Below are 12,719 nucleotides of genomic sequence, written 5' to 3'. Positions count from 1 at the left end.
CGGGAACGAGTGACGGGCCCCTGAACCAGGACATCAGCTACCGGTCCGTCGCGCGCGCCGAAGGGTCCGCCCCACGCCTCGGCGGTCCGAAACGGCGGCCGAGGCCAGGGAATGTCCACCACTACCGAAGGCTCATCCACGACCGCTGCTCGGCCGAGCGCGTCATGGCGTCCAGGGCCGCGGCCGCGGTCACGGCGTCGTCAAGGGTGGGGCCGTACGCCGTGCCCGCGGCGACGGACCGCAGGAAGTGGCAGGCCTCGATCACCTTCAGGTCGTCGTAGCCCATGGCATTGGCCGCGCCGGGCTGGAAGGCCCCGTACTCGCCGTGCCCGGGCCCGACGTGGACGGTGCTGACGGGCTGGTCCTGGTACGCCGTCCCCCGGCTCACGCCGAGTTCGCCCATGCGGCGGAAGTCCCAGAACAGCGCGCCCCTGGTGCCGTGGATCTCGAAGCCGTAGTTGTTCTGCTCGCCGACCGAGACCCGGCTGGCCTCCAGGACCCCACGGGCGCCGGAGGAGAAGCGCAGCAGACAGCTGACGTAGTCGTCGTTCTCCACCGGGCCCGGCGCGCCGCCGGCCGCGCGGGTGTGCCCGGCGGTGGCGCCGGTGGGGCGGGCCCGCTCGGACACGAACACGGCGGTGTCCGCGGCCAGCGACTCGATCTCGCCGAGCAGGAAGCGGGCCAGGTCGACACCGTGCGAGGCCAGGTCGCCCAGCACTCCGCTGCCGCCGCGTTCGCGCTCGTAACGCCACGTCAGCGCGCCCTCGGGATGCGCGGCGTAGTCGCTCAGCAGCCGGATGCGGACGTGGGTCACCCTGCCGATCTCGCCCGAGGCGATCAGGTCGCGGGCGGCGGCCACGGCGGGCGCGTTGCGGTAGTTGAAGCCGACCGTCCCCTGGACGCCGGCCTTGGTGACGGCGTCGGCGACCGCGCGGGCGTCGGCGGCGGTCAGACCGACCGGCTTCTCGATCCAGATGTGCTTGCCCGCCTCGGCCATGGCGACGCCGATCTCGCGGTGCACGAAGTTCGGCGCGGTGATGCTGACGGCCTGCACCCGGGGATCGGCGGCGACCTCCCGCCAGTCGCGGGTCGCGGAGTCGAACCCGTACTGGCCGGCCGCCTCCTGGGCGCGGCCGGGCACCTCGTCGGCGACGGTGACCAGGTGCGGCCGCAGGTCCAGCTGCGGGAAGTGGTGCGGCAGCCGGGCGTACGCCTGCGTGTGCACCCGCCCCATCCAGCCGAACCCCACGACGGCGACGCCGAGCGTATTCACCATGACAGCCCTTCAGGCGGCGGTTTTGGACCGATCCAATTTCCTGGTGGCTCAAACATGGACGGCCTTTCCGCGAAGTGTCAAGGCCCATAGGCGCACCAGGGGCTCTTTACAAGGACCGGAGCGTGTGGAACGGTCCACCTCATGAGATCTCCGACCATCCGGGACGTGGCCGCCCGGGCCGGCGTGTCGAAGTCCCTGGTCTCGCTGGTCCTGCGCGGTTCCGGGAGCGTGCGGCCCGAGAAGCGGCAGGCCGTGCTGGCCGCGGTCGAGGAACTCGGCTACCGGCCCAACGCCGCCGCCCGCAGCCTCAGCGAGCGCCGCACCCGCACCGTCGGCGTGCTGCTGAACGACATGCGCAACCCCTGGTTCGTGGAACTCCTGGACGGCCTGAACTCGCGGCTGTACGAGCGCGGCCTGCACATGCTGCTGGCCGACGGTCACCTCAACCGGCGCCTGGGGGAGGACCTGACCCGCACCTTCGCCGAACTGCGCGTCGACGGGCTGGTCGCCGTCGGCACCCTGCGGGATCCGCAGGCGCTGCGCACGGCGGCAGGCCGGGTCCCCACCGTGGTCGCCGGAACGCGAGAACCCGTGCTGCCCGGCGTGGACGTCGTCGCGGGTGACGACGAGCACGGCGCCCGCCTGGCCACCGAACACCTCATCGCCCTGGGCCACCGGCACATCGCCCACATCGCCGGCCAGGGAGCGGTCGGTGAGCTGCGCCGCCGCAGCTTCGAGGTCACCATGCGCGAGCACGGGCTGGCCGAAACGGCGGTCGTGGAACAGGGCGACCTGACCGAGGAGGGCGGCTACCGGGCCACCGTACGGCTGCTCAGCCGCCCGAAGCGGCCGACCGCTGTCTTCGCGGTCAACGACATGGCCTGCGTGGGGGCGCTCTCGGCCGCCGAGGAGAGCGACCTGCGGGTGCCGCGCGACCTTTCCCTGGTCGGCTACGACAACACCTACCTGTCGCGGCTGCGGCACCTGTGGCTGACGACGGTGGACAACGCCAGCCACGACGTGGGCCGCCGCGCCGCGCAGCGGCTGCTCGACCGGATCGACGATCCCGATCGCGCCCGTGCGGTCGACCTCACCGTGCCCTTCCTCGAGGTGCGCGGCACGACCGCACCGCCGCCCGGGGGCGTGTGACCGTCCGTGGGTCAGGGTTCGCGGTGCTCGTGCGCGGCCTGTTCCAGCTCGGCGGCCTCGGCCTCGGCCAGCCGCTGCTCCGCCTCGACGTCGATCGACCGGGTCAGCCACCAGTACAGCACCGCCGAGACCGGCAGTCCGATGAACAGGGAGATGTCCGCTCCGCCGAGCGCCTTGGCGGCCGGCCCGACATAGAGGGTGCCGACGGAGAAGAAGGGGATCATCACGGCGAATCCCACCAGGTAGGAGATGATGCCGCGCCATCCCCAGCGCCCGTAGACGCCGTGCGGGTTGAAGATCTCGGCGATGGCGTAGTGCCCGCGGCGCACGACGTAGTAGTCCATGAGGTTCACCGCGGTCCACGGGATGAACAGGTACAGCACCAGCAGCAGGAAGTTGTTGAAGTTCTGCAGGAAGTTCGCCGTCGCAGCCAGCGCGCCGACCACGGACAGGGCGGCGGTGAGCCCGATGGTCACCAGCCGTACGGCGAGCGTCGGCCGCACCCTCTTGAACGAGTCGATGGCGCTGATCAGCGTCAGCGACCCGCCGTACATGTTCAGGGCCGTGACCGAGACCAGGCCCAGGGCGGCGAACAGCAGTACGATCGCGCCGAATCCGCTGAACACCATGTCGCCGGCGGCGTTGATGGACCGGACCGCCTCGAAGCCCTTGCCCGCCCAGGCGGCCAGCAGCGTCCCCAGGACCATCAGCCAGATGCCGCCGAGGGCCGAGCCGAAGTAGGTCCAGTAGAAGGTCTTGCGCACCGTGACGTCCGGCGGGAGGTAGCGCGAGTAGTCCGATACGTAGATGGCCCAGCTGATCTGGTAGCCGGCGACCACGCCGAACTGGGCGAGGAACGGCGTCAACTTGAAGCCGCCGAGGTCGAATGAGCCGGGCGGATAGTGCAGGTTGACCAGGACGCCCACGGTGAAGATCCCGAAGACGATCAGGAAGGTGTACGTCAGGATTCGCTCGGCCTTGTGGATGATGTCGTAGCCGACCAGCGCGACGACCAGGGCGATCACGGTGACCACGACCACCCACAGCTTGACGCCTCCGTGCAGCGTGGTGTGCAGCGCCTCGCCGGCGAGAATGGTGTTGAAGACGTTGAAGCCCGCGTACTGCACGTAGGCGAACAGCCATACCAGCAGGGCTCCGACATAGCCGAACTGCGGTCGTGACTGGATCATCTGGGGCAGTCCCAGCTGTGGCCCCTGGGCCGAGTGGAACGCCATGAAGAAGGTGCCGATGAGGGTGCCCGCGACGATCGCGAGCAGCGACCAGACGAGGTTGCCGCCCTCGGTGATGCTGATCAGCCCGACCGCCAGTGTGGCGATCTGGGCGTTCGACATGAACCACAAGGGCCCCAGGTGCCACAGCTTGCCGTGGCGCTCGTCGAGGGGCACGTAGTCGATGGAGCGGATCTCCAGGCCTGACACCCGCGGCTCTGCTGATGTGGACACGGCGCCTCCCGAGGCGTGATCCGCCCCTGTGGCCACAGTGATCCACCCAAGGCGCCGGGTCAAGACGGCGTCCCCAGGCTCAGCCGGTCAGCACCTCCGCCCAGCGCCCGGTCTCGCCGGGGCATGACCGCTCGCCGCACCGGGCGGACAGCGCGTTGACGATACCGAGCCCTCGGCCGTGCTCGTCCGGGTCCGGAGCGCAGGCCGTCGGTTCGGCGGGGCGGGCCGGCCCTCGGTCGGTCACTTCGACACGTACGGCCTTTCGTCCGCCCACCAGGACCCGCCCCAAGCGCAGTGTGGCAGGCGCTACGGCGTGCACGAGCGCATTGGTGACCAGCTCCGAAACCACCAGGAGCACGTCCTCGGCGGCTTCGGAGGGCAGATTCCAGCCGCCGAGCACCGCGCGAACGCGGCGGCGTACGGCCGACACGGCCCCCGGCGCGTGCGGCAACGGGAAGACCTGCTCCCGTGCCTGCAGGGGCACGGCTTCGAACTGCGCTACGGTCATGTGCCCTCCTCACTGGGCGACGCTCCCGACCGGAGGCCGGGCGCGGTATGGCACGCTAAAGAACGAATGCCCCGCGGGTCAATGAACAGTGGTCGGCATTGCCGAACGGCAGTCCCGATCGGGACAAATCGGGCTAGGATCGCTTCATGGCCGGTCCGGTCCAGTCCATAGAAAGGGCGGCTGCGATCCTGCGCCTGCTCGCCGGCGGTCCCCGCAGGCTGGGGCTCGGCGAGGTCGCGTCGTCGCTCGGGCTGGCCAAGGGCACCGCGCACGGCATTCTGCGCACCCTGCAGCACGTGGACTTCGTCGAGCAGGACGAGGCGACGGGCAAATACCAGCTCGGGGCGGCGCTGCTGCACCTCGGCACCAGCTACCTCGACGTCAACGAGCTGCGGTCGCGCTCCATCAACTGGGCCGACGCCCTCGCCGCCCGCAGTGGGGAGGCCGTCCGCATCGGCACGCCCCTGGAGGAGCAGGTACTGGTCATCCACCATGTCTTCCGGCCGGACGACACCTTGCAGACCCTGGACGTGGGGGCGCTGCTGCCACTGCACGCGTCCTCGCTCGGCAAGGTCCTGCTGGCCTACGGTGCGGCGTCCTTCGACCCGCCGCGGAAGGACGGGCTGGAGGCGTACACGCGGCACACCCTGGTGCTCCCCGAGGACCTCGACCGGGCGCTCGCCGAGATCCGTGAGCTCGGCTGGGGCGCCGAAGTGCAGGAGATGAGCATGGGCGACGCCGGCATCGCCGCCCCGATCCGGGGCCACGGCGGCCTCGTGGTGGGCGCCATCGGCCTCTCCGGCCCGGTCGAACGGATCTGCGACACCAGGGGGCGGCCGCAACCGGCCCTGACCGCACTGCTCCGGGAGGCCGCACGGGCGATTTCGAGAGACCTGGGGGCGACTCGCTGGTAGAGGTCACGGTACGTTCGCGACGCATCGGAAGGCAGGCCCGATCATGGTTGAGCGGTATGTGATGTCCATCGACCAGGGCACCACCTCTACGCGATGCATCCTCTTCGACCATCGCGGGCGGCTGGTCTCCGTCGCCCAGCGGGAGCACCAGCAGCACTTTCCCCGGCCCGGCTGGGTCGAGCACGACGCCGTGGAGATCTGGCGCAACGTGCAGCGCATCGTGCCCGAGGCGCTGATCGGCGCCGGGGTGGATGCCGGGCAGATCGCCGCCATCGGCATCGCCAACCAGCGGGAGACGACGGTGCTCTGGGACCGGCGCACCGGCACTCCACTGGGCCGGGCGATCGTCTGGCAGGACCTGCGCACCGCCGAGTTCGTCGACGAGCTCAGGCAGCGCCCCGGCGACGAGTTCTTTCTCGACCGCTGCTGGCTTCCCCCCTCGACCTACTTCTCCGCGCCCAGGATCCGCTGGCTGTTCGACCATGTCGAAGGGCTGGAGAAGCGCGCCCACGACGGTGAGGTGCTGTTCGGGACGATGGAGAGCTGGCTGATCTGGAATCTCACGGGAGGGACGGACGGCGGCCTGCACATCACCGACCCCACCAACGCCAGCCGCACCATGCTCGTGAACATCCGGACCCTCACCTGGGACCCGGAGCTCATGGAGTTCTTCGGCGTGCCGCGCCCGGTGCTCCCGGAGATCAGGTCCTCGGCGGAGAGCTACGGCGAGGCCCGGGCGCTGCTTCCGGGAGTGCGCATCGGGGCCGCCCTCGGGGACCAGCAGGCGGCCCTGTTCGGGCAGACCTGCTTCTCCCCCGGGGAGGCGAAGTGCACCTACGGGACCGGCAGCTTCCTGCTGATGAACACCGGCACCGACGTCGTGCGCTCCCGGCACGGCCTCCTCACCACCGTCGCCTACAAGATCGCGAACCAGCCCACGGTCTACGCGCTGGAAGGCCCCATGGCCGTCACCGGCTCGCTGGTGCAGTGGTTCCGGGACCGGCTGGGGCTGATCAACAGCGCGCCCGAGATCGAAACGCTGGCGCGCACGGTGGAGGACAACGGCGGGTGCTACATCGTTCCCGCCTTCTCCGGGCTGTTCGCCCCGCACTGGCGCAGTGACGCCCGCGGTGTCGTGGTCGGCCTCACCTCGTACATCACCAAGGGGCACCTGGCACGGGCGGTTCTGGAGGCCACCGCGTGGCAGACGCGGGAGGTCGTGGACGCCATGAACGCGGACTTCGGGCTCGCTCTGCAGCAGCTCAAGGTGGACGGCGGCATGACCTCGGACAACCTGCTGATGCAGCTGCTGGCCGACGTTCTCGACGTGCCCGTCGTACGGCCGCTGGTCGCCGAGACCGTCTCGCTCGGAGCGGCCTACGCCGCGGGCCTCGCCGTCGGCTACTGGCCGGACCTGGAGGTGCTGCGCGGCAACTGGCACCGTGCGGCGCAGTGGCTGCCGGACATGGACCCCGAACGGCGTGAGTGGGAGTACGACTGCTGGAAGCGGGCCGTCGAGCGGTCCCTGGGATGGATCGTGCCCGGCAGAGCCCCGCAGTGACGCACGCCCGGGCGGCGCACGCCCGGCGCTCGCCGCCCCTTGCCCGCCGGACCGGCGCCGTCCGGGTCAGGCGCCGCTGTCGGCCTCTCCCGCCCGCGCTTCGGGAGCGGCCGCTTCGGGGGTGCCGGACCCGGACCGGTCAACCTCGTCCTGGACGAGCAGGGAGAGCAGGGACGCCACCGTCAGACCTGCCTCGGCCGGGTGGCGCAGCACCTTGCCCGGGTCGATCCGGTAGGTGTTGCTGCGGCCTTCCCGGGTGTGGGACAGATAGCCGTCCCGTTCCAGGTCGGCGATGATCTTCTGGACGGCACGCTCGGTGAGCCGGCAGTGGGCGGCGATGTCGCGGATCCGTACGTTGTGGTCGTCGGCGATGGCCGCCAGGACCCGGGCGTGATTGGTTACGAACGTCCATCCCGTATGCGGCTCAGGTACTCCTCCCATGGCCCAAGCTTACGACCGAACATTCGCGTATACAAAAGCACGAACAGATTTTCATGTATATCTTGACGTGTTCCCTGCCCTGGGTGAACCTGGAACCAGAAGACGATCGGACGTCTGTGAGAGAGGCGGGCATGTCGGAGCCTGCGTACGATGCGCACTCCACGACCGGGGATGCCGCCGCTGCCGACAATGACGGTGCGCCGGCGGCCCACCCGGGGCGCGCACTGACGATCGACAGCTGCCCGGACGGTGACCGGGTGGCCGTCGTGGTGCGCGGGGAACTCGACCTCGACGTGGGGCAGCCGTTCCAGTACGCGCTGCGGGAGGCCCTGAGCCGCTCCGCCGGGGGAATCGACCTCGACCTCGGCGCGGTCGAGTTCTGCGACTGCTCCGCGCTGAACATCCTGATCAGCCTCCGGCATCGGGCACTGGCGGAGGGGAAGACGGTCGTCCTGCGCGCCACCAGTCCCGTGATCGAACGGCTGCTCGCGCTGACCGACACCCACGCCCTGTTCACCGGCGCCGCCCAGGAGGGCAGACAGCCGGTTCCGCGTCCCCGGCACTGACCCCGGGAACCGGCCGTCCGAGGCGGATCGCCGGGTTTTACAGGCATGTGACGAGTTGCCCAGGGGGCCCGTGGTTACTCAGGCCCCATGGGGTTCGGAGGTGAGCCCCTGGGCCCTTCGCGCTCCGCATCGCGGAGGGCCCCCCGGTGTCGGAAAATGGTGAGAAGCCGCCGAGCGGACCCGCCGATGGCGTCCCGCTCCCTCATCCCGCCCAGGCAGCAACATGGCGTTCTTCGAGACTTACCGGGGCCACCCCCGCAACCTGCTGGCCGCGACCGATCTGGCGGCGGAGTACCAGCGGCTGCGGGAAGAGAACGCGCAGCTTCAGCGGGCCGTGGCCTCGCACGCCCTGATCGACCAGGCCATCGGCGCCGTCGTGGTCCTCGGCCAGGTCCCGCCCGAGGACGGCTGGCGGGTACTGCTCGACGTCTCGCAGCACACGAACACCAAGCTGCGCACGGTCGCCGGACACGTGCTGGACTACGCCCGCGGGGGCGCGCTGCCGCAGTCCGAACTCGACGAGCTGCGGAAGGCGTTCGACCGCCACCGCACCGGCTGCCCCGCCGGCCGCGCCGAGACCTGACGGCCAGGGCACGCCCGGGACGGGCTCGGACAGGCGTACGTGCTGCTCCCGGGGGACGGCGAGCGCGGGTCCACCGGTCCTGCTTTACCGGACCGTTTACATTCCTTCACATTCCCGTTCCTCGCAGAACGGGGCCTAAGACGCATGCTGTACCACCGCCCTGGCGCCGTTGACGCCGGTGGCAGGCAGCACCCCCATTCGCAGAAGGACCGAAGGCGCTGTGCCCGTACCCGTCGTTCTCACCGGCCGCATGACGCGGCTGGAGCCCCTCGCTCCGTACCACGCCGAGGCCCTGGCCCAGGCCGGGGCCGAGGACCGCAGCACCTACGCTTTCACGCCCGTGCCGCACGACCTGGAATCGGCCCGGAGCTATATCGACCGGGCCCTGGCCGAGCAGGCGGCGGGCCGGGCGCTGCCGTTCGCCGTGGTCCGCGCCGGCGACGGGCGGATCGTCGGTTCCACACGCTTCCTGGAGCTCGACTACTGGCAGGGGCCACTGGTCTGGCCGGCCGTGACCGGAGTTCCGTACGGGGATCCGGTCACCGCCGTGCCCGACGCGGCGGAGATCGGGAACACCTGGCTCGCCCCCGCCGCCCAGGGCACCGGAATCAACACCGAGGCCAAGCTGCTCATGCTGCGCCATGCCTTCGAGACCTGGCGAGTGCGCCGCATCTCCTTCCGCGCCGACGCCCGCAACGTGCGCTCGCGCGCCGCCATCGAACGACTCGGCGCCACCTGCGAGGGCATCCGCCGGGCCCATTCGCGGGGCCTGGACGGTGTCGTGCGCAGCACCGCGTTCTACTCGGTCCTCGACGAGGAGTGGCCCGCAGTCCGCGCCATCGTCGAACTCCGCCTCGCCGCCGGCCCGCCGGCCCCACCCGGCCTGGCGCCGACCGGCACGGGACCGCAGCAGGGAGACCTCGACGGCCGACTCGTCCGGGCGTAGCGCGGCTGCGGCGACCGTCACCACCGCACACCGACGCGCCGCAGTGTGTGGTGGTGGCGGGGCGGGAGTGAGATCATGACGTGTGCCACTGCAGGAGTTGCGGAGTTTGCGATCCGGGCGGGCGCTGGTCCTCATCCCGCTCGGACTGATCGCCGCCGTGTGCGTGGTGGACGTCCTCGCGCCGCCCGACATCCACCTCGGCCCCCTGCTGGTCGCGGCGCCCGCCATCACCGCCGGGTTCGCCGGGCCCCTGCTCACCGCGCTGATCGCCCTGCTCGCCGTCGGGGCGCAGGTGTTCATCGGGGTGGCCCGAGGCGTCATCGCCACCGAGAACCTCGAGGCACAGATCGGGGCCCTGATCCTCGTCTCGGCCCTGATCGTCGTGTACTGCCTGGTCCGGGACAGAAGCGAGCGTCAGCTCACCCACAGCCGGTCCGTCGCCCAGGCGGTCCAGGAAGTGCTCTTCCCGCCGCTGCCCCTGCACAGCGGCTCACTGGACATCGCCTCTCTGTACCTGGCCGCCCAGGACGAGGCCACGATGGGCGGCGACCTGTACGCCGCCGCACGTACCTCGCACAGCACCCGCCTGCTCATCGCCGACGTGCGCGGCAAGGGACTGCCGGCAATCAGCCATGCCGCGCTGCTGCTCGGCGCGTTCCGGGCGGCGGCACACCGCCAGCCCACGCTGCCGCGTCTGGCCGTGCACCTGGACGGCGTCATGCGCTGGGAGTCCCGGCAGTGGCAGACGACGGACACGCCGGACATCGACGAGGCCTTCGCCACCGCGCTGATCCTGGACGTCCCCGACCGGGAACCCGTGGTCCACCTCGTCAACTGCGGCCATCCCTCCCCGTTGCTCATGAGTGCGGGCCGCACGTACCTGCTGGACGCGAAGAAGATCGCCGCACCCCTGGGGCTCGGCGGACTGTCCGGCACGGAGGAGGACTACACCGTCGAGTCGTTCGCGTTCCAGCCGGGCGACGAGTTCCTGCTGTACACCGACGGCGTACTGGAGGCACGCGACGCGAAGGGGGAGTTCTTTCCCCTCGTCGTCCGCGCGAACATGTGGGGCGCCGAGTTGCCGGACGACCTCCTGCGGCTGCTGTGCGACGACCTCCTCGCCCACACCCGCGGCCGTCTCGGCGACGATGCCGGGGCGGTCGCGGTCAGACGCCGCCTGCAGTGAGCGCGGGCCCGCCCGGCGACCGGAACGGCGGGTGCGCCGGTGCCTGTCCGCCGGTGCACGCAGACCCCCGATGACCCGCCGCCGCACCACGCCGCGCCTGCGCGCGGCGCCGCGGGCCCCGGCTCAGCCCCGGTCGGCGAGCAGCTTGAGCAGGTGGCCGTGCAGCCCTGCGGGTGCTGCCAGAAAACTGCCCGCGCCGGCTGTCCACGGGCGGCCCTCGGCATCCGTGACCACGACCCCCGCCTCGCGGGCGACCAGGGCGCCCGGCAGCAGGTTGGCGTCGTCCCGGCCGAACTGCCAGAAGGCGTCCAGGCGCCCGGCGGCGGTGTCGGCGATCTGCCACGACGTGGGGCCCAGGTTGCGCACGGCGCCGACGTGCGGCAGCACCGCGGTGAGCGACCGGCCCGCCTCCTCGACGGCCGCGGGCTGCCGCACGACGAACGGCGGCTGGCTGGTGGCCACGACGGCGGCGGCCGGGTCGGTCTTCACCGCCGGGACGACCGGCCGGCCGTTGCGCGTGGCGCCGCCGCCCTGGGCGGCGAGGTACGTCTCACCCAGCAGCGGCGCGTGCAGGGCGGCTGCCACCGGCTCACCGTCGCGCACCAGGGCGAGACTCACGCAGAACTGCGGCAGACCCTGCAGGAACTGCACGGCCCCGTCGACGACGTCCACCACCCACACTTCCCCGTCCGGCGGCAGCACGGCCAGGCTGTCCAGCTCCTCCGCCCAGCCCACGCCGGGCCGCAGAGCGTCCAGGTGGCGCCGCATGACAGCCACCGCCGGCGCCTCCACCGAACCGTAGGCGTCGGCGAGTTCGGCGAAGGAGGCGACCGGGGCCGGCCGCGGGGTGGCACGCAGGAGATCACCGACCTCCTGCGCGGCGGCGGCCATCGGGGCGAGCAGTTCCTGGTACGTCATGTCGGGCTCCTTGTCCGTACGTCGTTGTCCGCACGTCGGTGGGTGTTCCGTCGGTGAGTGGTCCGATCCTCCGGGAGCCATGACCGGGTACGGCGTTCTGGTCGCCCTTGGTGAGCGATACTGCCATTCGTGACCCCCAATGCGGCGATTGACGTACTCGACGAACGCGACCAGCGGCTGGTCGCCGCCCTGCAGTGCGACGGACGGCTGACCGCCGAACGGGCCGGCGACGTGCTCGGCATGAGCCCGCGCACGGTGCACCGGCGCTGGCGGGCACTGCTGGCCGACGGAGTGTGCCGGGTCGTCGCGCTGCCGCCGCGGCCGGACGCGATCGGCGCGCTGCTGCTGCGGATCCGCGTCCTCGGTGGCAAGGTCGACGCGCTCACGGCCGCCCTGGCGGCCCGCCCGGACGTCCCCTTCGTCGACCTGTCGGCGTCCGGCGACGAGATTCTCGCCGTCTCCTGGACCCGGCCCGGCACCCGCGATCACCTGGTCTTCCGGGAGCTGCCCGCGACCCGGGCGGTCACCTCCGTGACGGCGGACACGATCCTGCACGTCTTCGTGGAGGCCTCGGACTGGCGGCACCAGGTCCTCAGCGACGCCGAACGGGCCGCGCTCACCCCGGCCACCACCCTTGTCCCGGGCGACACCGACGAGGTCGACCGGGCCGTCCTCGCCGCGCTGGAGGAGGACGCGCGGATGCCGGCCGCGGCCGTGGCCGCGCACACCGGCCACCCCGACTCCACCGTGCGCCGCCGTATCGCCCGGCTCGCACGAACGGGCCGGCTGCTCACCCACGTCGTGGTGGATCCCAAGCGGCTGGGGCTGGCCATCGACGCCAACGTCATGGCGAGGGTCGCGCCCGGCCGGCTCGACGCGGTGGGGCGGGCGCTGGCCCGGCATCCCGCGGTGCACGGTGCCTTCGCCACGACGGGCGCCTACAACCTGCATACCGCCGTATGGGTGCGGGACCTGACCGACCTGTACCGGTTCATCACGCGAGACCTCGGGGGCCTGGGCGTCGACGGGGCGGAGACGGTCATCGTCGGGCAGGCGGTCAAACGCCCGGGCCGCACGGGGCGCCCTCGTCCCAGGCCCTGACCACCGCCGGCGACAGTGCCGTCGGCAACCAGCGCCTTCGGCGACCGGCACGCCCGTGCCGGAGCCCCGGCGGTCGGACAACCGCGGGTGCGGGGTGCCCGACCGCA

The 12,719-nt window shown here is 71.6% G+C and carries 13 protein-coding genes; 8 read left to right on the top strand and 5 right to left on the bottom strand.

The window, feature by feature from the left end; all coding sequences use genetic code 11:
* Positions 1-121: 121 nt before the first annotated feature.
* A complete protein-coding gene (locus AB0A61_RS25380) occupies positions 122-1,276 on the bottom strand; it encodes a Gfo/Idh/MocA family oxidoreductase (RefSeq protein WP_361296425.1) in 1,155 nt (384 codons plus the stop codon).
* A gap of 141 nt (positions 1,277-1,417) precedes the next feature.
* On the opposite strand from AB0A61_RS25380, the gene AB0A61_RS25375 reads away from it, so the two are divergent.
* Complete coding sequence (locus AB0A61_RS25375; RefSeq protein WP_361296422.1) at positions 1,418-2,425, top strand: LacI family DNA-binding transcriptional regulator; 1,008 nt, start codon at positions 1,418-1,420, stop codon at positions 2,423-2,425.
* An 11-nt stretch (positions 2,426-2,436) separates the two neighbouring features.
* On the opposite strand, the gene AB0A61_RS25370 is transcribed toward AB0A61_RS25375, so the two are convergent.
* Both AB0A61_RS25370 and AB0A61_RS25365 read right to left on the bottom strand, forming a co-directional pair.
* Positions 2,437-3,888, bottom strand: coding sequence for a cytosine permease (locus AB0A61_RS25370; protein ID WP_361296419.1), 1,452 nt, complete (start codon positions 3,886-3,888; stop codon positions 2,437-2,439).
* A gap of 79 nt (positions 3,889-3,967) precedes the next feature.
* Positions 3,968-4,396: an ATP-binding protein gene (locus AB0A61_RS25365; protein WP_361296416.1), complete on the bottom strand. Its 429-nt coding sequence runs from the start codon at positions 4,394-4,396 to the stop codon at positions 3,968-3,970.
* A 146-nt stretch (positions 4,397-4,542) separates the two neighbouring features.
* Between AB0A61_RS25365 and AB0A61_RS25360 the strand changes: the two genes are divergently transcribed.
* Positions 4,543-5,310 (top strand): IclR family transcriptional regulator, encoded by a 768-nt coding sequence (locus AB0A61_RS25360; protein ID WP_361296413.1) that lies wholly within the window; start codon positions 4,543-4,545, stop codon positions 5,308-5,310.
* A gap of 43 nt (positions 5,311-5,353) precedes the next feature.
* On the top strand, positions 5,354-6,871 hold the full coding sequence (gene glpK / locus AB0A61_RS25355) for a glycerol kinase GlpK (RefSeq protein ID WP_361296410.1): 1,518 nt from the start codon (positions 5,354-5,356) through the stop codon (positions 6,869-6,871).
* 66 nt (positions 6,872-6,937) lie between these two features.
* Here glpK and AB0A61_RS25350 read toward each other — a convergent pair whose 3' ends face one another.
* Positions 6,938-7,312 carry a helix-turn-helix domain-containing protein gene (locus AB0A61_RS25350; RefSeq protein WP_361296407.1) on the bottom strand — a complete coding sequence of 125 codons (375 nt, stop codon included), beginning with the start codon at positions 7,310-7,312 and terminating at the stop codon, positions 6,938-6,940.
* A 131-nt stretch (positions 7,313-7,443) separates the two neighbouring features.
* Here AB0A61_RS25350 and AB0A61_RS25345 point away from each other — a divergent pair, with 131 nt between their 5' ends.
* From AB0A61_RS25345 to AB0A61_RS25330, 4 genes are all read left to right on the top strand, one after another.
* On the top strand, positions 7,444-7,878 hold the full coding sequence (locus AB0A61_RS25345) for an STAS domain-containing protein (RefSeq protein ID WP_361296404.1): 435 nt from the start codon (positions 7,444-7,446) through the stop codon (positions 7,876-7,878).
* Between the two features lie 223 nt (positions 7,879-8,101).
* On the top strand, positions 8,102-8,461 hold the full coding sequence (locus tag AB0A61_RS25340; RefSeq protein WP_361296401.1) for an ANTAR domain-containing protein: 360 nt from the start codon (positions 8,102-8,104) through the stop codon (positions 8,459-8,461).
* Positions 8,462-8,681: 220 nt separating this feature from the next.
* Positions 8,682-9,407 (top strand): GNAT family N-acetyltransferase, encoded by a 726-nt coding sequence (locus AB0A61_RS25335; protein WP_361296398.1) that lies wholly within the window; start codon positions 8,682-8,684, stop codon positions 9,405-9,407.
* A 106-nt stretch (positions 9,408-9,513) separates the two neighbouring features.
* Complete coding sequence (locus tag AB0A61_RS25330) at positions 9,514-10,593, top strand: PP2C family protein-serine/threonine phosphatase (protein ID WP_361296395.1); 1,080 nt, start codon at positions 9,514-9,516, stop codon at positions 10,591-10,593.
* Between the two features lie 123 nt (positions 10,594-10,716).
* Here AB0A61_RS25330 and AB0A61_RS25325 read toward each other — a convergent pair whose 3' ends face one another.
* On the bottom strand, positions 10,717-11,511 hold the full coding sequence (locus tag AB0A61_RS25325; RefSeq protein ID WP_361296392.1) for an inositol monophosphatase: 795 nt from the start codon (positions 11,509-11,511) through the stop codon (positions 10,717-10,719).
* A gap of 129 nt (positions 11,512-11,640) precedes the next feature.
* Here AB0A61_RS25325 and AB0A61_RS25320 point away from each other — a divergent pair, with 129 nt between their 5' ends.
* Positions 11,641-12,612 carry an Lrp/AsnC family transcriptional regulator gene (locus AB0A61_RS25320; RefSeq protein WP_361296389.1) on the top strand — a complete coding sequence of 324 codons (972 nt, stop codon included), beginning with the start codon at positions 11,641-11,643 and terminating at the stop codon, positions 12,610-12,612.
* The last annotated feature ends 107 nt before the right edge of the window (positions 12,613-12,719 follow it).

The sequence above is a fragment of the Streptomyces sp. NPDC046197 genome, assembly GCF_040646295.1.
GTDB lineage: Bacteria > Actinomycetota > Actinomycetes > Streptomycetales > Streptomycetaceae > Streptomyces.
Note: the sequence above shows the minus strand (reverse complement) of the source record. Positions and strands in the feature narration are given on the sequence as shown.

Bases quoted from the DNA above. Each gene is read 5' to 3' on its own strand.
- AB0A61_RS25380 (WP_361296425.1), bottom strand. From the start codon at position 1,276: ATGGTGAATACGCTCGGCGTCGCCGTCGTGGGGTTCGGCTGGATGGGG.
- AB0A61_RS25375 (WP_361296422.1), top strand. From the start codon at position 1,418: ATGAGATCTCCGACCATCCGGGACGTGGCCGCCCGGGCCGGCGTGTCG.
- AB0A61_RS25365 (WP_361296416.1), bottom strand. From the start codon at position 4,396: ATGACCGTAGCGCAGTTCGAAGCCGTGCCCCTGCAGGCACGGGAGCAG.
- AB0A61_RS25360 (WP_361296413.1), top strand. From the start codon at position 4,543: ATGGCCGGTCCGGTCCAGTCCATAGAAAGGGCGGCTGCGATCCTGCGC.
- glpK (WP_361296410.1), top strand. From the start codon at position 5,354: ATGGTTGAGCGGTATGTGATGTCCATCGACCAGGGCACCACCTCTACG.
- AB0A61_RS25350 (WP_361296407.1), bottom strand. From the start codon at position 7,312: ATGGGAGGAGTACCTGAGCCGCATACGGGATGGACGTTCGTAACCAAT.
- AB0A61_RS25345 (WP_361296404.1), top strand. From the start codon at position 7,444: ATGTCGGAGCCTGCGTACGATGCGCACTCCACGACCGGGGATGCCGCC.
- AB0A61_RS25340 (WP_361296401.1), top strand. From the start codon at position 8,102: ATGGCGTTCTTCGAGACTTACCGGGGCCACCCCCGCAACCTGCTGGCC.
- AB0A61_RS25325 (WP_361296392.1), bottom strand. From the start codon at position 11,511: ATGACGTACCAGGAACTGCTCGCCCCGATGGCCGCCGCCGCGCAGGAG.